This is a genomic window from Halomonas ventosae, assembly GCF_004363555.1.
Classification (GTDB): Bacteria; Pseudomonadota; Gammaproteobacteria; order Pseudomonadales; family Halomonadaceae; genus Halomonas; species Halomonas ventosae.
Window position 1 is genome coordinate 137094 of record NZ_SNZJ01000008.1, and the last position, 22920, is coordinate 160013.

The following is a 22920-nucleotide window of genomic DNA, read 5'->3' on the forward strand; positions in this document are numbered from 1 at the left end:
GGAGGTATTCATGCAAGCCAATGACAAGGTAATCAAGCAGGGCGCCCGCCCGTGGCAGCGCTGGATGGTCATGATAGCGCTGGCCGGCGCGCTGGCCGCCGTCGTCAGTGCCGTGGTCGGCACCAGCGGTGCCGACGCCATCGACGGGCCCTTGATCCTGGTCCCGACGGGACTCGTGCTGCTGCTTGCCCTGCTGTCCAGGCGCGCGCTTGAACCGCTGGTGTTCGGTGCCTTCGCCGGCACCCTGATGATGGACCCCACCAATGCGCTGAGCAGCCTCTCCGAGAGCCTGATGAGCGTGATGACCGATGAGGATGTCGCCTGGGTCATCATGGTCTGCGGCCTGATGGGCAGCATCATCGCCCTGCTGCTGAAATCGGGCTCGTCCCAGGCCTTCGCCCGGGCCATGATGCGCTACACGACCGACAAGCCCCGCGCCCTGATCGGCTGCTGGTGCATGGGGATCGTGCTGTTCGTCGACGACTACCTCAACTCGCTGGCCGTGGGCACTTCGATGCGCAAGATCACGGACCACTTCAAGACCTCCCGCGAGATGCTGGCCTACGTCATCGACTCCACCGCGGCACCGATCAGCGTGCTGATCCCCATCTCCACCTGGGCGGTATTCTTCGGCGCCCTGATCGAGAAGAACGGCGTCGCCGCGGACGGCCAGGGCGTGATGACCTACATCCAGGCCATCCCCTTCATGTTCTACCCGTGGATCGCCGTGGCCATGGTGCCGCTGGTCATCTACGGCAAGATCCCGCTGATCGGGCCGATGAAAACGGCGGAATGTCGCGCCGAACGACAGGGGCAATGCGTGCCGCCGGGGGCCGAGCACATCGACGAGGACATTGCCCACCTCGAGGCGGATGCCAGGCACAAGGGCAGCGTCTGGTCCTTCCTGCTGCCCATGGCCTCGCTGGCCTTCTTCACCTGGTGGTTCGACCTGGATTTCCTGATGGGCATCTTCGTCACCCTGGCCGGGATGATCGTGACCTTCATCGCCCTGAAGAAGCTATCCGCCAGCGAGACCTTCGACAATATCGTCGAGGGCTTCAAGTCGATGATCGATGCCCTGGCCGTGCTGGTGGCGGCCTTCCTGTTCAACGAGGTTAATACGGCACTGGGCCTCAACGAGTACATCATCACCACGGTAGAGCCGCTGATCTCCGCCGAGCTGTTGCCCTTCATCATCTTCAGCCTCATGGGCTTCGTCTCCTTCGCCACCGGCTCGAACTGGGGCGTGTTCGTGATCATCCTGCCCATCGTCGCCACCCTGGGGCACAACCTGGGCGCCGACATGACGCTGGTGATCGGCGCCACCCTGTCGGCCAGCACCTTCGGCAGCCATGCCTGCTTCTATTCGGATGCCACGGTACTGACCTCCCAGGCAAGCGGCTGCACCCCCTTCCAGCACGCCTTCACCCAGCTGCCCTACGCGGCACTGGCGGGCATCCTGGCCGCCGGTGCCTACCTGGCACTGGGCTACCTGTGAACGAGGAGGTCTCGCCTTGAACGACGCCCCTCTGAACAACTTCTGGGCCGACAGCGCTCCCGGCGAGGCCGGCCCACGCCCCGCCCTGACGGGACACCACGAGGCCGACGTGGCGATCATCGGTGCAGGCCTCACCGGACTGTGGACCGCCTACTACCTGAAGACCCTGTCGCCGGACCTGGTCATCCGGGTGCTCGAGGCCGAGCGCGTCGGTCACGGCGCCTCCGGACGCAACGGCGGCTGGGTGATCGGCAGCCTGGCCGGCCTGTCGCGACTCGTCGATGGGCTTTCTCGAGATGAGCGAAGGGCCTGCTGCCGGATGCTGGCCGACAATGTGGAAGCCATCGGCGCCACGCTGGCCCGGGAAGGCATCGAGGCCGAGTTCCACAAGGGGGGTGCGATTTATGCCGCGGCCCGCTATCCGGGCCAGGAAGCGATCCAGCGGGCCTATCTCGAGCACCTTCATGCCCTCGGCCACGCCGAGGAGGCGTGCTACTGGCTGGACGCCGCCGAACTCGCGGAAAGGGCACACTTCCGCAACGCGCGCGGCGGCGTTTTTCAGCGGGACTGCGCCACCGTGCACCCCCTCAAGCTGCTGCGGGGGCTGGCTGGCAGGCTCGAGGCGATGGGGGTGACGATTCATGAGCAGAGTCGCGTACGATCGCGTCACCCCCGAGGGGTAACGACGGAGTCGGGCCACCTTCGGGCCGAGGTGACGGTAAGTGCCACCGAGGGCTATTGCGCGGGCCTTGCGGAGATGCAGCGCTATGTGCTCCCCGTCCAGAGCCAGGTAATCGCCACCGAGCCGCTCTCGGCATCCCACTGGGCCGAGATCGGCATGGACGGCCGACCGGCCTTCGCCGATGCCAGCCGCCTGGTCAACTACGGGCACCGCACCGCCGACGATCGCCTAGTGTTCGGCGCCAGGGGCAACTATCGGCTTGGCGGCCGTCCTACGTGGGGCCAGGCGATTCCGGCGAGTGCCGTGACGTTGCGCCGCGACCTCCTGGTGGACCTGTTTCCGGCCCTCGAGGGCGTGAAGATCACCCATGGCTGGGGCGGCTCGCTGGGCCTGTCGCGCCGCTTTCGGCCCCATGCACTCCTCGATCGCGCCAGCGGCCTGGCCACGGCCGGTGGCTATGCCGGCGAGGGGGTCGCCGCATCCCACCTCTTCGCCCGCACGCTCGCCGACATGATCCTGGAGCGCGATACCGACCTGACGCGAATGCCTTGGGCGATGGGTGATACCCGCCCCTCGCATGGATTGCGGCGCTGGGAACCCGAACCCTTCCGCTGGCTCGCCGCGCGGCTGATCAGCCTGAGCTATGCAGGCGAAGAGGCACTGATGAGGCGTGAGCGCTCACTGGGCATCGTCCGGCCCGCCCTTGCACGGTTGAACGATGCCTTCGCGTCGATCATCGAATGATCGCGGTGCCACATTCCGGGAAACGCCTCAACCGTCGGCGGGCAGGGTCTGCTGCCAGTTGGGTCGCCCCTCCTCTAGCAGCACCCGGTCGCCCTGGGGCGGGTTGTCCAGGCGGCTGGTCTCCACCGTCTCGCCGTGGCGCCAGGTGACCTCGTAGCCCTCGGTCTCCTGGCGAGTGTCGACCACGGTGCGGCACTCCTGGCGGGTGGTGGTGCGCGGCTGGGACTGTGCCGCCTGGGCATGCTGGCGTGCCTCAACGCGCTCCTGAACCTCACGGCCGGCCAGGCCGCCGCCTATGGCACCGGCCACCGTGGCGATCTTCTTGCCGCTGCCGCCGCCGACCTGGTTGCCGAGCAGGCCGCCGACGATGGCCCCGGCCGCGGTGCCCAGCACGCGATGGGGATCACGGCTGGCGCCCTGCCCCGTCGGGGCTTCCGGCGGCAGCTGCACGACCACCTCCTCGCACACCTCGCGGGGGGTCTCCACCGTGCGCGTCAGGGTCTCGACGTTGGTGATCTGGGCGTATTCGGGGCCGCGCTGCTGCTCCTGGATCTGCCAGGCACCGAAGGCTAGCCCGCCCAGACCCAGCACGGCCAGGGTGGAACCTATCACGATCGACTTGCTCATCTTGCACCTCCTGGGGGACGCTGCCGCGCCTCTTCATGATCACGAGGCTCCGGGAGATGCGTGACGGAAAAGGGGCGATGGTGAGGGCGCATCCTGCGCCTCTCGAGAATCGCCCCCAGTATAAGCCCCGCGATGCAGGACATCAGGGGGATGCCGCGGGTTTCACATTTCCTGACCTGCTGTCACCGAATGGCGACGCTCCAGGCGGTCAGGCCAGGGGCTCGCCGGCGGAGGCGACGAGCGGGGCCTCCGGCGCGTCGTCCGCTGGCCGTTCGACCATCGGGTGCTGACGCGACTCCAGCCAGCGGCGGGTGTTGGCGACCCGGTTGAAGGTGAACAGATGCAGGCCGGCGACGGGCAGCAGCTCGAAGCGCGTCGCCTTCATCCTTACTTACCCTTGTGCCTTCTACCCCTTGGGAATCGCCTTGGCAGGATCGTGGAAGGGCTTCTCCACGACCCTGGCCTCCTGCAGGCCGGTATTGGCCTCGATGCGCAGCGCCGTGCCCAGCTCGGCGTATTCGACCGGCACCATGGCGTAGCCGATGTTGCGCTCCTGGCGCGGCGAGCGGGTGGCCGAGGTGACCTTGCCGATCCGTGCGCCCCCCTCCCCGAACACCGGGAAGACGTCGATCATCGAACCGTCGGTGAAATAGCCGACGCTCGGGCCGTCGATCTCCACCCCCACCAGCTTGCGCGACACGCCCTCGGCCTTGATGCGCTCCAGGGCGTCGCGGCCGATGAAGTCGTCATCACCGCGCAGGTCCACCATCCAGTCGTAGCCCATGCCCACCTCGAAGGGGTTGGTGTCGTACCAGATGTCGCAGCCGAAGGCGAGGATCCCGCCCTCGATGCGGCGGATGTGGCAGGGGCCGATCACCTGCATGTCGTGGGGCCGGCCGGCCTCGAAGACCCGCTGCCAGAGCGCTTCCCCGAAGCGGCTGGCCTCGCGCAGGTAGATCTCGTAGCCGATCTCCCCGGAGTAGCCGGTGCGCGAGATCACCACCGACATGCCGTCGAGCTCGGCCTCCATCAGGTGGTAGTAGGGCATGCCCAGCACCGACTCGCCGAACAGGTCCACCATCACCGCCTTGGCCTTCGGCCCCTGGACCTGCACCGGTGCAACGTCCACCTCCCTGATGGTCACGTCGAGCCCGGCATTGACCGCGAGCCCCTGGCACCACAGCAGGATGTCGCTGTCGGCCAGCGACAGCCAGAAGCGGTTCTCCTCGATGCGCAGCAGCACCGGGTCGTTGAGGATGCCGCCGTCGGGGGCAGTGACGAAGACGTACTTGCACTGCCCCACCTGGCAGTGGCGCATGTCGCGGGGGACCAGCCGCTGGGTGAAGACGAAGGCGTCGGGGCCGCTGATCTCGATCTGGCGCTCGACCCCGACGTCCCACAGGGTCACGCCCTGCACCAGGGCCCAGTACTCGTCCACCGGGTCGGTGTAGAGCCGCGGATGGTAGTGGTGGTTGTAGACGCTGTACTTGCGCACCCCGTGCCGCCGCGAGGCGTAGAAGAACGGTGACTTGCGGATGCGCGGATAGAGCAGGATCTCCGGCGCCGACGGGGCGTCATGACTGCTCTGGATGCTCTCGATGGCCTGGGACATGACCGACTCCTCCCCTGACTCGATGGCGGGGGCCGGCGCCCGCCGGCCGCCCATGCCTTGGACACTAGCCCCTGGGCCGAGCGCTGATCTCGCTGTGGGCGGCGAGCTCTTTGGCGTGGGCGACAGGGCCGGCCGCGGCCTGTCGCCGTCAGGAAAGGGGGCGTCGCCGCGGGACAGCGTGCCGCCCGGGGCCTGCCTTATGCTGCGAGAAACCCTCGAATCAGGAGGACGACCATGGCGGCACTCCCCTCGCAGGCAGACGCGGTGATCATCGGCCTGGGCGGCATCGTCGGCGCTTCGGTGGCCCATCACCTGATCGAGCAGGGCTGGACGAACCTGGTGGGGCTCGAGACCTCCGCCCTCCCCTCGGACATCGGCTCCACCGCCCACGCCTCCGACTTCTGCTTCATGACCGCCCACGACCGGCTCTCCTGCTACACCACCACCTACAGCCAGCGTTTCTATGAGGCGATGGGGCACTACCACAAGGTTGGCGGCCTGGAGATCGCCCGGGTCGGCGACGAGGCGCGGCTCGCCGAGTTGCAGCGCAAGGTCGCCTCGGGCAAGGCCTTCGGCACCAACGTCCGCATGGTGGACGCCGACGAGGTGCTGGCGCGGTTCCCGCTGCTGGAACGCGACCAGGTGCTGGGCGGCATGTGGGACCCCGACGCCGGCCTGGTGATCCCGCGCTCCCAGCGGGTGGCCGGCGAGCTGGTCGAGCGCGCCGTTACAAGCGGTCACCTGCGCGCCTTCGCCGAGACCCCGGCGCTGGATATCGACGTCCAGGACGGCCGGGTATGCGGCGTCGAGACGCCCAGGGGCTACGTTGCTACCCCGCTGGTGATCATCACCTCGGGCATCTGGGGCCCGATCCCCGCCGCCATGGGCGGTGCGGCCCTGCCGCTGATGCCGGTGGAGCATCCGCTGCTGTTCTTCGGCCCCTTCGAGACCTTCGCCGGCACCGGCAAGGAGATCGGCTATCCGCTGCTGCGCGACCAGGGCAACTCTGCCTACATGCGCGATACCGGCGACCCGACCAGCACTGAGGGCGGTCTGCTGGAGTGGGGCTACTACGAGTCCCGCGAGCCGCGGCTGGTGGACCCTCGCGCCATCCTCCCGCGCGACCGGGCACGCCTCTCGCCCTCCATGCGCGACCTGGAGCTCGACCAGGTGGCCGAGGCCTTCGAGCGGGCCATCGAACTCGCCCCCGTTCTCGGCGAACTGGGCTGGGACGAGAAGCACTCCTTCAACGGCCTGCTCTCGGTCACCACGGACGGCGGCTCCCTGGTGGGCGAGTCGCCGGAGACCCGCGGCCTGTGGTTCTGCGAGGCCGTCTGGGTCAAGGACGGCCCCGGCATGGGTAAGCTGCTCGCCGACTGGCTAACCCATGGCCGCGCCGAGCCCGACCCCTGCGGTATCGACATCGCGCGCTTCTACCCGGTGCAGAAGACGCCCCACCACGTCGAGGGCCGCTGCCGGGAAATCGCCCGCAAGATCTATGACCCGCCGGTGCACCCCCGCGAGCCCTTCAAGAGCGGCCGCGACCTGCGCCGTGGTCCCTTCTGGCCCCGCGAGAAGGAGCTCGGCGGCTTCTTCATGGAGGCCGCCGGCTGGGAGCGCGCCCACGGCTATGCCGCCAACGAGGCGCTTCTGGAGCGTTATGCCGAGCGGGTGCCCGAGCGTCCGGCCGAGTGGGACGCCCGCCACTTCTGGCGGGTGTCCAATGCCGAGCACCTGGCGCTCTCCGACGACGTGGGCATGATCAACCTCTCCCACTTCGCCATCTACGACATCTCGGGCCGCGATGCCGAGGCGCTGCTGGAGTGGCTCTCGGTGGTCCGGGTGGGCGGCGACACCGCCGTCGGCAAGGGGGTCTATACCCACTTCCTGGATGCCGCCGGCGGCGTCCACTCGGACCTCACCATCGTGCGCCTGGCCACGGACGCCTGGCGGGTGATCTGCGGCGGCGACACTGGCCACCGCGACCTGATGTGGATCACCCGCCGCGCCGAGGCGGCCGGCCTGACCCGCTGGCACCTGGAGGATCGCAGCGACGGCCTGGCCACCCTGGGCCTGTGGGGCCCCAACGCCCGGCGCACCCTGCAGGCCCTGGCCGACGACCCCGAGGGCCTGGACGACGCCCGCTTCCCCTTCGCCACCGCCCGCGAGATCCGCATTCAGGGGCTGCCAGTGTGGGCCTTCCGTATCTCCTACGTGGGCGAGCAGGGCTGGGAGCTCTATGTGCCCTTCAGCTACGGCCTGACGCTCTGGGACCGGCTCTTCGACGCCGGGGTGACGCCGGTGGGCATCGAGACCTACGCCAACAGCCGCCGCCTGGAGAAGAGCCTGCGGTTGCAGAACGTCGACCTGCTCACCGACTACAACCTTTATGAGGCGGGGCTGGCACGGCCCAGGGTCAAGGCCGCGGAGTTCCACGGCAAGGCCGCCTACCTGGAACAGCGCGAACGGCACGGCCAGCCGGCCACGCTCTGCACCCTGGTGATGGAGGCACACCACGACGCCGCCGGCAACCCGCGCTTCCCGGTCGGCCAGTCGCCGCTGCTCGACCCCGAGAGCGGCGAGGTGCCGGTGGACGCCCTGGGCCGGCGCTCCTACGTGACCAGCATCGCCTACGGCCCCTCGCTCGGGCGCAACATCGCCCTGGCCTACCTGCCCGCTGGCTATGCCGAGGAAGGAAGATCCCTGCTGCTGGAGTACTTCGCCGAGCACTATCCGATGCGGGTGGCCGCCGTCGGCTATCGGGCCCTCTATGATCCGGAGAACGCCCGGCCGCGAGGCTGAGGTCTCAGCCGCCCGGCAGCCCGTCCGGCAGAGCCAGCTCGGCCTGCCGCTGCTGCCGGCGCTTGCGCTCGCCGCTCGGCGAGTGGCCGAAGTGGTCGTGGTAGCACTTGGTGAAGTGGGGCGGCGAGACGAAGCCGCAGGCCAGCGCCACCTCGGTGATCGGCATCCGCGTCTGCTGCAGCAGCAGCCGTGCCCGGGCCAGGCGCAGTTCCAGGTAGTACTTGAGCGGCGGACAGCCCACGTAGCGCTGGAAGAGGCGCTCCAGCTGACGCCGCGACAGGTCGGCATAGCGGGCCAGCTCGTCCAGCGCCAGGGGCTCCTGGAGATTGGCCTCCATCAGGGTGGCCACCTCCTCCAGCTTGGGATGGCTATGGCCCAGGCGCACCCGCAGCGGGCTGCGCTGACGGTCGCCCACGCCGCGGATGCGCTCGTGGATGAACTCCTCGGCGATCGCCTCGGCCAGGGCCAGCCCCTGCTGGCGACCGATCAGGTTGAGCATCATGTCCAGGGGGGCAATGCCGCCGGAGCAGGTGTAGCGGTCGCGATCCATGACGAAGAGCTGGGAGGTGAAGGTCACCTCGGGGAAGCGCCGCGCCTCGTGGAGGCTGCCGATATGCTCCCAGTGCAGGGTGCAGCGATAGCCGTCGAGCAGCCCCGCCCGGGCCAGCACATAGCCCCCGGTGCACACGGCGCCCAGGGGGATGCGCCGTTCGGCCAGGCGCCTGAGCCAGGAGAGCGTGGCGCGATCGCAGTGCGCCTGCACGTCCACTCCACCGCACACCAGCAGCAGGTCCAGTTGCGGCATGGGCGCAAGCGCCTGGTCCACCGCCGTGGGCAGGCCGCTGCTGGCCGTCACCGCGGTGCCATCGCGGCTCACCAGGTGCCAGGTGTAGAGGGAACAGTCGGCCAGATGGTTGGCCATGCGCAACGGCTCCAGCGCCGCGGAGAAGGCGAGCTGCGAGAAGCCCGGCATCAGCAGGAAGCCGATGTCATGGTGGTCCTTGGCCGGTACCGGAGCCTCCATCATCCCTCCTTCCCCTCGCCGGCGCTCGGCCGGGCGACGTTGTCATCAGGAATAGTCCATCCCTTCGACCCTCGGCAAGGGCAGCGAGTTTGCGGCAGGTGTCGCTGCGCCCAAGGCCGCGGACGTCGACAGGCAAAAGGGCCGCGTCAGGCGCACGATACTGAACGGGACGCGAGGCATGACCCGCCGACGCCCAAGAGGAGAGACGCCGATGGCACCCCAAGCGACCGAGCAGGCCGCGTCGCGGCCCACCGACAACCTCACCATCGCCCGTGACGCCCGTCTCTGGCCCATCGAGGAGATCGCCCATCGCCTGGGCCTGCCCGGCGAGGCGGTGGAGCCCTATGGCCGCGGCATCGCCAAGCTCGACCTGGCGGCCTTGGCGACCCTGGCCGAGCGCCCGCAGGGGCGCTACGTGGTGGTGACCTCGATGACCCCCACCCCGCCCGGCGAGGGCAAGACCACCACCGCGATCGGCCTGGTGCAGGGACTGCAGCGCCTCGGCCACACCGCCACCGTCGCCCTGCGTCAGCCCTCCATGGGCCCCACCCTGGGGCTCAAGGGCGGCGCCACCGGCGGCGGCTACAGCCAGGTGCTGCCCATGGAGCGCATCAACCTGCACCTCACCGGCGATATCCATGCGGTGGCGGCGGCCCACAACCTGCTGGCGGCCATGGTCGACAATCACCTGCACCATCGCCTGGCACCCGAGCTGGATCCTCGCGAGGTGCGCTGGCAGCGCGTCATCGACCTCAATGACCGCGCCCTGCGGCATCTCGTCATGGGCCTCGGTGGGCGCGGGGACGGGATGCCCCGCCAGGGGGGCTTCGAGATCACCGCCGCCTCCGAGGTGATGGCGGTGCTGGCGCTGGCCGACTCCCTGGCCGACCTGCGCCGACGCCTGGGCCGGCTGATCGTGGGGCTGGACCGCGACGGCGAGCCGGTCACCGCCGAGCAGATCGGCGCCGCCGGCGCCATGACGGTGCTGCTCAAGGAGGCACTCAAGCCCAACCTGCTGCAGACCCTCGAACACGCCCCGGCGCTGATCCATGCCGGCCCCTTCGGCAACATCGCCCACGGCAACTCCTCGATCGTCGCCGACCGCATCGGCCTGTTCGCCGGCGACTTCCTGGTCACCGAGGCGGGCTTCGGTGCCGACATGGGCGCCGAGCGCTTCTTCAACATCAAGTGCCGGGCCTCGGGCCTCGTGCCGGACGCCGCGGTACTGGTGGTCACGGTACGCGCCCTGAAGTACCACAGCGGCCGCCACCGGGTGGTGCCCGGCCAGCCGCTGCCCGCCTCGCTGCTGGGGGAGTCCCCCGACGAGGTCCGGGAAGGCGGGGCCAACCTGCTCAAGCAGATCGACAACGTGCGTGCCCACGGCCTCTCGCCCGTGGTGGCAATCAACGCCTTCCCCGGCGACCATCCAAGCGAGGTTGCCGCCATCCGTGAGCTGTGCGCCTCGTTGGGCGTGCGCGCGGAGGTCTCCAGCCATGTGCGCGACGGTGGCGAGGGCGCCCTGGACCTGGCGCGGACGCTGGTCGAGGCGATCGACGAGGCCGACGAGGCGGGGAACGGCTTCCAGTTCCTCTATCCCGCCGAGATGGCGCTGGCGGAGAAGATCGAGCGCATCGCCATGCGCCTCTATGGCGCCGAGGGGGTCGACTTAGCCCCAGGGGTCCGCGAGCGACTGGAGACCTGGCAGCGCCAGGGGTACGGGGCGTTTCCGGTGTGCATCGCCAAGACGCACATGTCGCTGTCATCCGACCCGGGACGGCTCGGCGCCCCCACGGGCTGGCGGCTGCCGGTGCGCGAGGTGCGCCTCTCCGCCGGCGCCGGCTTCGTCTATGCCCTGGCCGGCGACATTCGCACGATGCCCGGCCTGGGCGCCTCGCCGGCCGCCACGCGGCTGGATATCGACGACGAGGGCAACACCATCGGGCTTTACTGAGTTCAGATGCCCAGGCGATCGCGGGTCTGGTAGTACCAGGCGCCGATCGCCGACAGCGGCACCCGCAGCAGGCGGCCACCGGGGAACGGCAGGTGGGGCAGGCCGGCGAAGGCATCGAAGCGCTCCTCGCGGCCCGTCATCACCTCGGCGATCAGCCGCCCGGCCAGGTGGGTACAGGTGACGCCGTGCCCCGAGTAGCCCTGGGCATAGTAGACGTTGCCGTTGACCACCCCGAACTGCGGCAGGCGGTTGAGCGTCATCAGGAAGGTGCCGCTCCAGGCGTAGTCCACCTTGACGTCGTCGAGCGACGGGAAGGTCGTGAGCATCTTGGGCCGGATGACGCTCTCGATGTCGGCGGGGTCGCTGCCGCCATAGTTGACGCCGCCGCCATAGAGCAGGCGGTTGTCGCGGGTCAGACGGTAGTAATCCAGCAGGTAGTTGCAGTCCTCCACCGCCAGGCCATTGGGGATCAGGGCACGGGCCCGAGCCTCGTCCAACGGCTCGGTGGTGATGATCTGGGTGCCGCAGGGCATCGACTTCCCCTCGATCTCGGGCAGCACGCCCTTGAGGTAGGCATTGCCGGCCATCACCACCCGGTCGGCCCGCACGCGACCGCCGGCGGTACGTACCACCACCGGCTCGCCGTGCGCAACGCCGGTGACCGGCGAGTACTCGTAGATGCGCCCGCCCAGCGACTCGACGGCGGCGGCCTGGCCCAGCACCAGGTTGAGCGGATGCAGGTGACCGCCGCCGTGGTCCACCAGGGCGCCGGTGTAGCGCTCGCTGTCGACCTCGCGCTTGACCGCCTCCCCGTCGAGCAGTTCGAGCTCCCGATAGCCGTAGCGCTCCCACAGCGCCTGGTGCTCGCGGAGCCCCCGCATCTGGCTGGCGTTGCAGGCGGCGAAGAGGTTGCCGTCCCTGAGGTCGCAGTCGATGGCGTAGCGCTCGACGCGCTCGCGGATGATGCGGTTGCCCTCGAAGGCCATGTCGCCCAGGGCGCGGGCGGTATCGGCGCCGTACTTCTCCTCGATGACGTCCATGTCGCGGCTGTAGCTGTTGACGATCTGGCCGCCATTGCGCCCCGAGGCGCCATAGCCGACCCTCACCGCCTCCAGCACCACCACCGAGAAGCCGCGCTCGGCGAGGTGCAGGGCGGCGGAGATGCCGGTGAAACCGGCGCCCACCACGCAGACGTCACAGCTCACCTCGCCCGCGAGGGCGGGGCGCTCGGGAGCAGGGTTGGCGGTGGCGGCGTACCAGGACGCGGCGTGATCGGGCTCGAACGAGACGGACATGAGACCCCCTTGGAAATTTTATTCAACACTTGATCGCCATATTACCGACCCATCCTGGAGAATGGCAAACATGATGGCACTATATATTCACCAAAAAAGACGCCGCCGAGGGTGCCCCCGGCGGCGTGATGGCGAGCGCGGCCAGCCTCAGCGGCTGCGCGCCTCGTTCCACAGCTCCTGGAGCAGCTCGAGCTGCTCGCCGCTCACCGAGGGGGTGAAGTGGAGCCGCTCGCGGGCGGCGGCATCCGGCATCACCGGCGATTCGCGCAGGGCATCGTTCACCAGTGGCAGGGCCGCCTCGTTGGGGGTGGTATAGAAGTTGTAGTCGGCCAGCCGGGCGGCGACCTCGGGACGCAGCAGGTACTCGATGAAGGCCCGCGCGGCCGCCGGGTTCGGCGCTCGCGCCGGGATCGCCAGCACGTCCACCCAGCGCTGGGAGCCCTCCTCAGGGATGAAGAAGCCCAGCTTGCCATAGGTCTCGGGATCCTCGGCGCGCTTGCCGGCGAGGTCGCCGTTGTAGGCGATGCCGGCATGGATCACCCCGTTGGCCACCTGCTCGATGGCCGCCGTGGCATCCACGAAGCCGACGAAGTTGTCTCGGCCGCGGGTCTCGATGACCTGCCTGGCCGCCGCTACCCAGGGGGCCTCGCCCACGCAGTCGAAGCCCTGCCCCTGGAAGGCGCAGAGGGTGCCGAAGGTGAACTGGGCATCCCCCTTGAGCAGCGCGAAGGGGTAGTCGGCGTTGACCTCGGGGTCGTAGAGCAGACCCCAGCTGGGCTCGGGTGCCGGCCAGGTCTCCCGGTTGTAGACCACCCCGGTCACGCCCCACAGGTAAGGCACGGTATAGGCACCCTCGGGGTCATAGCTCGGCGCGCGGAACTCGGTGAGGATATTGTCGTGGCCCTCGAGCCCCTCGTCCTCGGCGGCGAGCGGCTGGATCAGGCCGGCGTCGATCAGCCGCGGCACGAAGTAGTCCGAGGGCACGACCAGGTCGTACTGGGCATCCCCCCCGGCGGTGAGCTTGGAGAAGAGCTCGGCGTTCGAGTTGTAGTAGTTCTGTACCACCTCGATGCCCGTTTCCGTCTCGAAGGCATCGATGATGGCCGGGTCCATGTAGTCCGACCAGTTGAACAGCCGCAGCTTGCCCTCCTCGGCCGTCGCCGCCAGGCTGACGGCCACCAGCCCCAGGCCCGCCAGCCGGGCTCCTTGTCGCAGCAGCATCTCGTCCCCTCCCTGATAATGGTTAGCCTCGAGTCGGGGGCGGACCCCGTCCCGGCACTATACCCGCAACAGCAGGTGCTCGCGTTCCCAGGAGCTGATCACTTGGAAGTAGGCGCGATGCTCGGCGCGCTTGACCGCCAGGTAGCTGTGGGTGAAGCGCTCGCCGAGGATGTCGGCCAGGGGCTGGCACTCGTGCAGCAGGTCCAGCGCCGGGCCGATGTCGTCGGGCAGCTTGTTGCCGCCGGACCAGGCGGAGCCGACCATCGGCGGGCGCGGCTCGAGGCGGCCCAGCAGGCCCAGGTAGCCGCACGCCAGGGACGCCGCCATCACCAGGTAGGGATTGGCATCGGCGCCCGCCAGGCGGTTCTCGACCCGTGTCGCCTCGGGGGGTGAGACCGGCACGCGCAGCCCCACGGTGCGGTTGTCCATGCCCCACTCCACGTTGATCGGCGCCGAGCCGCTGGTCTCGGTGCGCATCAGCCGGCGGTAGGAGTTGACGTTGGGCGCCAGCAGCGGCATCACCGAGGGCAGGTAGCGCTGCAGGCCGCCGATGAAGTGGTGGAACAGCTTGCTGGGCTGGCCATCCGCGTCGGCGAAGACGTTGTGCCCGTCCTTGGTGTCGAGCAGGCTCTGGTGGATGTGCATGGAGCTGCCCGGCTCGTTGGCCATGGGCTTGGCCATGAAGGTGGCATACATGCCATGGCGCAGCGCGGTCTCGCGCAGGGTGCGCTTGAACATCACCACCTGGTCGGCGAGGGTCAAGGGGTCGCCATGCTGGAAGTTGACCTCCATCTGGCCCGCCCCCTCCTCGTGGATCAGGGTGTCCAGGTCCAGGTTCATGGCCTCGCAGTAGTCGTACATCTCCTCGAACAGCGGGTCGAACTCGTTGACCGCGTCGATGGAGAAGGACTGGCGGCTGCTCTCCTGCCGGCCGGTGCGACCGATCGGCGGCTCCAGGGGGTAGTCGGAGTCGGTGTTGGTCTTGACCAGGTAGAACTCCACCTCCGGGGCGATCACCGGGGTCCAGCCACGGGCGGCATAGAGCTCCAGCACCCGCTTGAGCACGTAGCGTGGCGACAGCTCGACCGGCTCGCCGGTCAGGTAGTAGCAGTCGTGGATGATCTGCGCCGTGGGATCCTCGGCCCAGGGCACCAGGTAGACGGCGTTCGCGTCCGGCACCAGCTCCATGTCCCGTTCGGCGGGATTCCAGAAGCGGATGTCCTCGTCGTCGGGATACCCGCCGGTTACGGTCTGGATGAAGATCGAGTCGGGCAGGCGCGGGCGTCCGCCGTTGAGGTACTTGCCGGCGGGCATGATCTTGCCCTTGAGGATGCCGGTCAGGTCGCTGACCAGGCATTCGACCTCGGTGATGCCGTGATTCTGGAACCAGTCGTTGAGGAGCGGCTGCTCCTGTCGGTTACTCATGGGAATTTCCTTGCTCGGGATGGCGGGCCCCCGGCCCGATGCCGGGGGCCCTGCGCTCAGCGAGACTGGACCTCGGACCAGAGCTGCTGGAAGGTCTGCAGGGCATCACCTTCCAGGCTGGGAGTGAAGCGCAGTCGCTCCATGTCCGCCTCGCTGGGCTGGACGGGCGGCTCGGTCAGCACCGCGTCCAGGTAGGGCTCGGCGGCCGCATTGGGGCTGGCGTAGTAGTTGTAGTTGGAGAGCTGGGCGCCGACCTCGGCATCGAGGATGAAGTCGATGAACTTGTGGGCCATGTCCGGGTTGGGGGCCTCGGAGGGGATGAGCATCGCATCCACCCACATCTCGGCGCCCTCGTCGGGGATCATGAAGTCCAGGGTCTCGAAGGTTTCCGGGTCCTCGTCCTTGAAGAAGAGGTAGTCGCCGTTATAGGAGAGCCCCACGTGGGTGACGCCGCGGGCCAGCTGCTGCAGCGCCGGGGTGCCATCGGTGAAGCCGCTGAAGGTGTCGCGGCCCTTGGTGTCGATCAGCAGCCGGGCAGCCTCCTTCCAGGCGTTCATGTCGGTGCAGTCATAGCCGTGCCCCAGGTAGGCGCAGGCGCCCCCCATGCTGACCTGGCCGTCGCCCATCAGGGCGAAGGGATGGTCGGGGTTGACCTCGGGGTCGAACAGCAGCGACCAGCTCTTGGGGGCATCCGGGAAGGTCTCGGTGTTGTAGACGATGCCGGTGGTGCCCCACTGGTAGGGCGCGCTGTACTCGGCCCCCGGGTCGTAGGCCGGGTCCTGGAACTGCGCCATGACGTTGTCGAGGTTCTCGAGCTTCGACTTGTCGAGCTTCTGCACCAGGCCGGTCTGGATCAGTCGCGGCACGTAGTAGTTGGACGGCACGATGATATCGTACTGCGAGACCCCGCCGGCGTTGAGCTTGGCGAACATCTCAGGCAGCGAGTTGAAGTAGTTCTGCACGACCTCGACGTCGTACTTCTCCTCGAAGGCCTCGATGATCTCGGGGTCCATGTACTCGGTCCAGTTGAACAGGTAGAGCTTGTTCTCCTGGGCCTGGACGCTGCCGGCCAGCAGCGCGGCGCCGACGGACAGGGCAAGTGCGGTCTTGTTGATTGTCATCTCGGACTCTCCTCGTTTCCCCTAGGGAAGGCTTGGCCGGCTCATGCCTGCCGGCGACGGCTGAACACCAGGCTGATGATGGCGGCGAGGGCCACCGCGCCGATCATCAGCGTGGCGATGGCATTGATCTCGGGCGACACCCCCTTCTTGATCGCCCCCCAGATGTAGATCGGCAGGGTCGCGCTCTCCGGCCCCGCGGTGAAGAAGCTGATCACGAAGTCATCCACCGACAGTGTAAAGGAGAGGAAGAAGGCCGAGATCAACGCCGGCTTGATGGTCGGCAGCATGAAGTGCACCACCCGCTTGGTCGGCGACGCATAGAGGTCCTTGGCGGCCTCGAAGAGCGTCGGGTCCAGGCCCACGAAGCGCGAGTAGACGATCAGCGCCACGAAGGGGATCTGGAAGGTGACGTGGGCGATGATCATGGTCACCAGGCCCGGCTGCAGCAGCCCGGTGAGGCGATGGACCTGCACGAAGAAGGCCATCTCGGAGATGCCAAAGACGATGTCCGGCAGCACGATGGGCAGGTAGATCAGCACGATCAGCCAGCCCAGCTTGCGGTGACGGTGGCGGTACATGCCGTAGCCGATCAGACAGCCGATCCCCAGCGCGATCACCGAGGAGGTGATGGCCAGGATCATGCTGTTGGAAAAGGCCGAGAGGATCTCCTCGTTGCCCATCAGGCGGCCATACCAGCGCAGCGAGAGGCCGGTGAAGGTGGCCGCACTGTTGGAGGCATTGAAGGAGAACAGCACCACCACGGCGAGCGGCAGATAGAGGAAGGCCAGGGTGAACCACCAGAAGCCGGTCAGGCCGCGCTTGAGCGTACGCTTTCTCATATCACCACCTCCTCGCCGCCACCCAGGCGCTTGCCGATGCGACGCATGGCGAACAGCCCGATGAAGGTGGCGATCAGCATCAGGATCGCGCCGGCCGCCCCCAGCGGCCAGTTGGCCCCGCCGGCGAACTGGTTGGCCACCAGGTTGCCGAGCATCATGCCCTTGCCGCCGCCGAGCAGCTCGGGGATCACGTACATGCCGAAGGCGGGGATCGCCACCAGCACGATGCCGGCCAGCAGCCCCGGCAGGGTCTGGGGGAAGACGGCGTGCCAGAAGGCCCGCACCGGCGAGGCGAAGAGGTCCTGGGCAGCCTCCACCTGGGCGGTGTCGAGCTTCTCGAAGGCGGCGTAGAGCGGCAGCACCATGAACGGCAGGAAGTTGTAGACCAGGCCCAGGGTCACCGCGAAGTTCGACGGATAGAGCCCCATGTTGGCGCTGATCAGGCCCAGCGCCTCGGCGAGCTCGGAGAGCGGGGTGCCGGGCGCCAGCAGGTTCATCCAGCCGAAGGTGCGGATCACCTGGTTGGTCCAGCTCGGCACCACCACCAGCAGCAGCATGATCGGCCGCCACTTCGCCCGGCAGGTACTGATGTAGTAGGCGATGGGATAGGCGACGATCACCACCAGGCCGGTGGAGACCAGCGTCTGCCACAGCGAGCGCAGCAGAGTGTAGAGGTTGCCGGGGCTCCAGCCCAGGAAGCCGAAGCCGGCCAGGCGCCGGAAGGACTCCAGCGACAGCGGCATCTCCGGCAGGCCATAGGGGCCGTTGGTCATGAAGGCCACGCCCATCAGGTAGGCGCTGGGCAGCACCAGGAAGATCACGATCCAGGTTGCCCCGGGGGCCACGGTGGCCAGCAGGTGCCGTGCCTCGCGCACCATGCCGCGGCTGCGGGCGGAGGGCGTTACGCCGGTATAGGCCATGTGCGTCTCCTCACTCGCTCAGGGTGACCAGGTCTTCGGGGGCCACCGATACGGTGACCCGGTCCCCCACCTCGGGCAGGTGCCTGCCCCGGTTGTTGAGGGTCGCCTGCAGGGTGCTCGAGCCGATCTCGAGGCGATACTCGGCATGGCTGCCGCGATAGAGCCGCTCGCTCACCACGGCCGGCAGGTGGTTGTCGCCCGCCACCTCACCGGGCAGCAGGTCCAAGGTCTCGGGTCGGATCAACAGCAGGCCGCCCTCCCCGGCGTCCTCGGCGGTGAGCTCGCCGAGCGACGTGGTCAGGCGCCCTCCCTGGCGGGCGGTGACCGGATAGAGGTTGTCATGGCCCATGAAGCGCGCGACGAAGGCGTTGGCCGGACGCTCGTAGACCTCGCGGGGCGGCCCCACCTGCTGGATCACCCCGCCGTTGAGCACGGCGATGCGGTCGGACATCACCATGGCCTCCTGCTGGTCATGGGTGACGAAGACGAAGGTCATGCCGAGGCGCTTCTGCACCCGCAAGAGCTCCACCTGCAGCTGGCTGCGCAGGCCGGCGTCCAGTGCCGAGAGCGGCTCGTCGAGCAGCAGCACGTCGGGCTCGTTGACCAGGGCGCGGGCCAGGGCGATGCGCTGGCGCTGGCCGCCGGAGAGCTGGTCGACGCGGCGGTCCACCAGGTCGCCCAGCTTGATGAACTCGGCGATCTTCGCCACCCGGGCCTCGCGCTCCTCGGGGGGCAGGCCGCGCATCTTGAGCCCGAAGGCCAGGTTCTCGCGCACCGAGAGGTGCGGGAAGAGCGCATAGGACTGGAAGACGGTATTGACGCTGCGCTTGTGGGGCGGCACCTCGGTGATGTCCTTGCCGCCGATGGCCAGGCGGCCGTCGTCGGCCTCCTCGAGGCCGGCGAGGATGCGCAGCAGGGTGGTCTTGCCGCAGCCGGAGGGGCCGAGCAGGGTGAAGAACTCGCCGGCCTCGATGGTCAGGTCGACGCCGTCCAGGGCCACGGTATCGCGGCCGAAGCGCTTGTGCAGGCCCTGCATCTCGATGGAGGAGGCCTCGCGGGCCACCTCGCCCTGTGCCGCCTCCCCGACCGGTCGCGCGCCTGGTGACGCGCTGGCTTCCGCCGTGATGATGTCGCTCATGGGGGTGCCCTCTCGGTTCTCAATGGCCCGGTTCACAGCCGGTCCCGCAGTTTGTAGAAGTTGGTGGCCAGCACCAGCAGCGGCTTGCGCAGCAGGGCGCCGCCCGGGAAGTGGCGATGGGGCATGGCGGCGAAGACGTCGAAGCGCTCGCTCTGCCCGGCGATGGCCTCGGCCAGCAGCTTGCCGGCCAGCCCCGCCAGGGCCATGCCGTGTCCGGAATAGCCCTGGGCGTAGTAGACGTTGCTCCCCAGCCGGCCGAAGTCCGGCGCCCGGTCGAGGGTGATGGCCACGTCCCCGCCCCAGCGGTAGTCGATGCGCACCCCTTCGAGGACCGGAAAGATCCGCGCGATCTTGGCATCCATGCGCGCCTCGAGGCCCCGAGGCTCCCGGCCATCGTAGCTGACCTCGCCGCCATAGATCAGGCGCCGGTCGGCGGAGAGCCGATAGTAGTCGAGCACGAAGTTGGCATCGGACAGGGCATCGTTGCGCGGCAGCACCCGGGCCGCCCGCTCGGCCGAGAGCGGCTCGGTGGCGATCATGTAGTTGGCGGCGCGCATGATGCGGCCGGAGAGTTCGGGCACGAGGCCCGCCTGGTAGGCGTTGGTGCCCAGCACCACGAAGTCGGCGGTGACCCGGCCAGCGGCGGTGACCACACTGGCCGGCTGGCCATGGCGCACCTCCACGGCGGCACTCTGCTCGTGCATCGCCACCCCGGCGCGGCGGGCCGCCCGGGCCAGGCCCAGGGTATAGTTGAGGGGGTGCAGGTGGCCGCCCTCGGCATCGTGCAGGGCCGCCGGGTAGGCATCGGTCACGACGTGCTCGCGCAGGGCCTCCCCCTGGAGCATGGTGAGCGCCGGGTAGCCGTAGTCGCGCGCCATGCGCTCGCGAAAGGCCTCGAGCTCGCGCACGTGGCGCCGCTTGACCGCAGCGTGCAGGTAGCCCCAGGCCAGCTCGCAGGGAATGGCGTGGCGCTCGACCAGCTCGGCGGTGAGACGCACCGCCTCGCGGCTCATCTCCCAGATATCCCGGGCCCGCTCCCGTCCCAGGGCCTTCTCCACGGTGGCGATGTCGGTGCCCAGCCCCGGCAGGATCTGGCCCCCGCTGCGCCCGGAGGCACCATGCCCGATCTCCCCGGCCTCCAGCAGCACTACCGAGTAGCCCCGCTCGGCCAGGTGCAGTGCCGCCGAGCAGCCGGTGATGCCGCCTCCGACCACGCAGACATCGGCCTTCACCTCGCCCTCGAGCGGGGGGCAGTCGCCGAGCTCGACGGCGATGGAGTCGCGGTACCAGGAGGCGGGCGGCGCCAGCGGCGGGGTCGTCATGCGGGACACCTGTCGTGTGATGCGCGGTGCGCTGGTTGTTGTTGGCTTCCTCGCCCGGAGAAACCACCCGGGCAGGCCACTTCAGTTTGACACCAGCACCGCAACACCTGTCAAGTATTTAATACCTTGCTGGCGAGCGGCTTTCACGATGCGTCAACCCGGCCTTGTTCCACTCCGATACAATAGTCTGTTTTCAAAGACATATATGGGTGAGAAAAGAACGTTGACGGCCAGGCGGGCACCCGGCATGCCGCGCAGATCTCGTCAATTAATCACCATCACCCGCCCGGACGAGACGTTGAGGGAACCCTGCCTTCACGTCAGGGTTCACTCACGCAAGGGTCAGCAGGTGAGCCTTTTATCGACTCGAGACACCCGCCATCCTCCAGTGAGGACCACGCCCCGACCGAGGAGACCCCCATGACGGCGTCGACTGCCCCTGCCCCCCATGCCGTCGAGTACGGCAAGGGCGATAGCCCGCTCAACCACCACTACTGGATGCCGTTCAGCGCCAATCGCGACTTCCATGCCCATCCGCGGGTGATCACCGCCGCCGAGGGACGCTACTTCATCGACGACCGCGGCCGGCGACTGTTCGACTCCCTCTCCGGCCTCTGGACCTGCGGCGCCGGCCACAATCGCACCGAGATCCAGCAGGCGGTGGCAACCCAACTGGGCCGGCTGGACTATGCCCCGGGCTTCCAGGTCGCCCACCCGCTCGCCTTCGAGCTGGCCGAACGGGTGGCGGCGCTGACTCCGCCGGGCCTGGACCACATCTTCTTCACCGACTCCGGCTCCGAGTCCGCCGACACCGCGGTAAAGATGGCGCGCGCCTACTGGCGCCTCCAGGGGCGTCCGGAGAAGACCCGGCTGATCGGCCGCGCCAAGGGCTACCACGGCGTCAACGTGGGTGGCACCAGCCTCGGCGGGATCGGCGGCAATCGCAAGCACTATGGCCAGCTGCTGGACGTCACCCACCTGCCCCACACCCTGCAGCCGGGCCTCGCCTTCACCCGCGGCCAGGCCGAGAGCGGCGCGGAGCTCGCCGACGCCCTGCTCGATCAGATCGCCCTGCACGACGCCTCCAGCATCGCCGCGGTGATCGTCGAGCCCATGTCCGGTTCGGCCGGGGTTATCGTGCCGCCGAGGGGCTACCTGGAGCGGCTGCGCGAGATCTGCTCCGCCCACGACATCCTGCTGATCTTCGACGAGGTGATCACCGCCTTCGGTCGCGCCGGCGCCCGCACCGGCGCCGAGGCCTTCGGGGTCACCCCGGATATCATGAACGTGGCCAAGCAGCTCACCAACGGCGCGGTGCCCATGGGGGCCGTGATCGCCTCGCGGGAGATCTTCGACACCTTCATGGCGGGGGGCGGGCCGACGCACGCCATCGAGTTCCCCCACGGCTATACCTACAGCGCCCATCCCGTGGCGTGCGCCGCAGGGCTGGCGACGCTGGACCTGTTCGAGCGCGAGGACTTCCCCGGACAGGTGCGGGCCATCGCCCCGGCGTTCGAGGCGAAGCTCCACTCCCTCAGGGGTCGCCCCCACGTGGTGGATATCCGCAACCACGGCCTGGCCGGGGCCCTGCAGCTCGCGCCCCGCGACGGGGATCCGACCATCCGCCCCCGCGATGCCCATCTGGCGCTCTGGGAGGCGGGCTTCTATGTGCGCTACGGCGGCGACACCCTGCAGTTCGGACCGCCGTTCGGCACCACGGAGGCGGAGCTCGAGCGGCTCTTCGATGCCGTGGCCACCACCCTGGACCGGCTGGCATGACGGGCGGCCCGGCGGCGCCGGTATCTAACCGAGCGCGGCCAGGAAGGCCTCCAGCACGCGATGGGGGCGCCGGTCGCGCTGGGTGATCGCCACCAGCGGGATGCGATAGCGGCAGGCGTCGGGGCACAGCGCCCGCAGCCGCCCGGCGGCCACCCAGGGCGCCGCCAGGTGGTCGGGAAGGTAGCCGATGTAGCAGCCGGTGAGGATCAGGAAGGCCGCGCCCTCGCGATCCGATGCCGTGGCCGCCCCGTGCAGCTGCGCATGCGCAGCCCGGGCGGCTTCCGGCAGCGGGTAGCCGGGCACCACCGCCTCGTGGGCCGCCAGGCGCTGGGGGTCCACCACCGCCTCGGCGAAGAGCGGATGGCTGTCGGCACAGTAGAGCAGGGAGCGCTCGTCGTAGAGCACCTCGCTCGCCAGGCTCGACGGCAGGTTGACCTCTGGCACGACCCCCACGTGCAGTCGGCCGTCCACCACGCCCCGGGCGATGCTGTCGGGTGCCTCCATGGCGATGTTGATGCGCACCTCCGGGCCGCGCGCCTTGAGTTCGGCCAGGGCGTGGGTGATGCGCATCTCGGGCATGCTGACCAGGTTGTCGGTGATGCCGATGTTGAGCTCGCCGCGCAGGCTCTCGTGGAGCCCGTTCACCTCGGTGCGAAAGATCTCCAGGGAGGCCAGCAGGGTGAGCCCCGCCTCGTAGACCTGGCGTCCCTCCTCGGTGAGCGAGAAGCCACCGCGGCCTCGCTGGCAGAGACGCAGCCCCAGGCGACGCTCCAGGTCGTTCATGTGCAGGCTGATGGCCGAGCGGCCGACGCCGAGCACCCCCTCGGCGGCGGAGAAGCCGCCGCACTCCACCACCGCCTTGAAGACGCGGATCAGGCGGATGTCGAAGTCGCTGACCTGGCCCAGGGGGGCCACCGGGT

Annotated in this window: 18 protein-coding genes; 5 read left to right on the plus strand and 13 right to left on the minus strand. The window is 68.9% G+C overall.

Going from position 1 to position 22920, the window contains the following annotated elements; translation table 11 throughout:
- Positions 1–10 precede the first annotated feature (10 nt).
- Together DFP85_RS08965 and DFP85_RS08970 are read left to right on the plus strand one after the other, a co-directional pair.
- Positions 11–1498, plus strand: coding sequence for a Na+/H+ antiporter NhaC family protein (locus tag DFP85_RS08965; protein ID WP_243737250.1), 1488 nt, complete (start codon positions 11–13; stop codon positions 1496–1498).
- A gap of 16 nt (positions 1499–1514) precedes the next feature.
- Entirely contained in the window at positions 1515–2924 is a 1410-nt protein-coding gene (locus DFP85_RS08970) for an NAD(P)/FAD-dependent oxidoreductase (protein WP_133635944.1), read from the plus strand.
- Between the two features lie 27 nt (positions 2925–2951).
- Here DFP85_RS08970 and DFP85_RS08975 read toward each other — a convergent pair whose 3' ends face one another.
- The 3 genes from DFP85_RS08975 to DFP85_RS08980 all read right to left on the minus strand — a co-directional run bounded on the left by DFP85_RS08975 (position 2952) and on the right by DFP85_RS08980 (position 5163).
- On the minus strand, positions 2952–3551 hold the full coding sequence (locus DFP85_RS08975; RefSeq protein ID WP_133635945.1) for a glycine zipper 2TM domain-containing protein: 600 nt from the start codon (positions 3549–3551) through the stop codon (positions 2952–2954).
- 208 nt (positions 3552–3759) lie between these two features.
- Complete coding sequence (locus DFP85_RS18910; RefSeq protein WP_166644624.1) at positions 3760–3936, minus strand: hypothetical protein; 177 nt, start codon at positions 3934–3936, stop codon at positions 3760–3762.
- Between the two features lie 21 nt (positions 3937–3957).
- Positions 3958–5163, minus strand: a complete 1206-nt coding sequence (locus DFP85_RS08980; RefSeq protein ID WP_133635946.1) for a glycine cleavage T C-terminal barrel domain-containing protein — start codon at positions 5161–5163, stop codon at positions 3958–3960.
- Positions 5164–5397: 234 nt separating this feature from the next.
- Between DFP85_RS08980 and DFP85_RS08985 the strand changes: the two genes are divergently transcribed.
- A complete protein-coding gene (locus tag DFP85_RS08985) occupies positions 5398–7965 on the plus strand; it encodes a GcvT family protein (protein ID WP_133635947.1) in 2568 nt (855 codons plus the stop codon).
- A 4-nt stretch (positions 7966–7969) separates the two neighbouring features.
- On the opposite strand, the gene DFP85_RS08990 is transcribed toward DFP85_RS08985, so the two are convergent.
- The gene (locus DFP85_RS08990) at positions 7970–8992 is read right to left on the minus strand and encodes a GlxA family transcriptional regulator (RefSeq protein ID WP_133635948.1); all 1023 of its coding nucleotides are present in this window, start codon (positions 8990–8992) and stop codon (positions 7970–7972) included.
- Between the two features lie 208 nt (positions 8993–9200).
- On the opposite strand from DFP85_RS08990, the gene DFP85_RS08995 reads away from it, so the two are divergent.
- The gene (locus DFP85_RS08995) at positions 9201–10940 is read left to right on the plus strand and encodes a formate--tetrahydrofolate ligase (RefSeq protein ID WP_133635949.1); all 1740 of its coding nucleotides are present in this window, start codon (positions 9201–9203) and stop codon (positions 10938–10940) included.
- 2 nt (positions 10941–10942) lie between these two features.
- Here the strand turns inward: DFP85_RS08995 and DFP85_RS09000 are convergent, their stop codons facing one another.
- The 8 genes from DFP85_RS09000 to DFP85_RS09035 form a co-directional block, all read right to left on the minus strand.
- Positions 10943–12235: an NAD(P)/FAD-dependent oxidoreductase gene (locus tag DFP85_RS09000; protein ID WP_133635950.1), complete on the minus strand. Its 1293-nt coding sequence runs from the start codon at positions 12233–12235 to the stop codon at positions 10943–10945.
- A 147-nt stretch (positions 12236–12382) separates the two neighbouring features.
- Entirely contained in the window at positions 12383–13456 is a 1074-nt protein-coding gene (locus tag DFP85_RS09005) for an ABC transporter substrate-binding protein (RefSeq protein WP_133635951.1), read from the minus strand.
- 57 nt (positions 13457–13513) lie between these two features.
- Complete coding sequence (locus DFP85_RS09010; protein ID WP_133635952.1) at positions 13514–14881, minus strand: glutamine synthetase family protein; 1368 nt, start codon at positions 14879–14881, stop codon at positions 13514–13516.
- 56 nt (positions 14882–14937) lie between these two features.
- On the minus strand, positions 14938–16002 hold the full coding sequence (locus DFP85_RS09015; RefSeq protein ID WP_133635953.1) for an ABC transporter substrate-binding protein: 1065 nt from the start codon (positions 16000–16002) through the stop codon (positions 14938–14940).
- Positions 16003–16043: 41 nt separating this feature from the next.
- Complete coding sequence (locus tag DFP85_RS09020) at positions 16044–16841, minus strand: ABC transporter permease (RefSeq protein WP_133635954.1); 798 nt, start codon at positions 16839–16841, stop codon at positions 16044–16046.
- Complete coding sequence (locus DFP85_RS09025) at positions 16838–17761, minus strand: ABC transporter permease (RefSeq protein ID WP_133635955.1); 924 nt, start codon at positions 17759–17761, stop codon at positions 16838–16840. The genes DFP85_RS09020 and DFP85_RS09025 overlap by 4 nt, the downstream gene beginning before the upstream one ends.
- A 10-nt stretch (positions 17762–17771) precedes the next feature.
- Positions 17772–18899, minus strand: a complete 1128-nt coding sequence (locus DFP85_RS09030; protein WP_133635956.1) for an ABC transporter ATP-binding protein — start codon at positions 18897–18899, stop codon at positions 17772–17774.
- Between the two features lie 32 nt (positions 18900–18931).
- Positions 18932–20221, minus strand: coding sequence for an NAD(P)/FAD-dependent oxidoreductase (locus tag DFP85_RS09035; protein ID WP_133635957.1), 1290 nt, complete (start codon positions 20219–20221; stop codon positions 18932–18934).
- Between the two features lie 420 nt (positions 20222–20641).
- On the opposite strand from DFP85_RS09035, the gene aptA reads away from it, so the two are divergent.
- The gene (aptA, locus tag DFP85_RS09040; protein ID WP_133635958.1) at positions 20642–22000 is read left to right on the plus strand and encodes an omega-aminotransferase AptA; all 1359 of its coding nucleotides are present in this window, start codon (positions 20642–20644) and stop codon (positions 21998–22000) included.
- A 24-nt stretch (positions 22001–22024) separates the two neighbouring features.
- On the opposite strand, the gene DFP85_RS09045 is transcribed toward aptA, so the two are convergent.
- Positions 22025–22915 (minus strand): LysR family transcriptional regulator, encoded by an 891-nt coding sequence (locus tag DFP85_RS09045; RefSeq protein ID WP_243737254.1) that lies wholly within the window; start codon positions 22913–22915, stop codon positions 22025–22027.
- Positions 22916–22920: the final 5 nt, after the last annotated feature.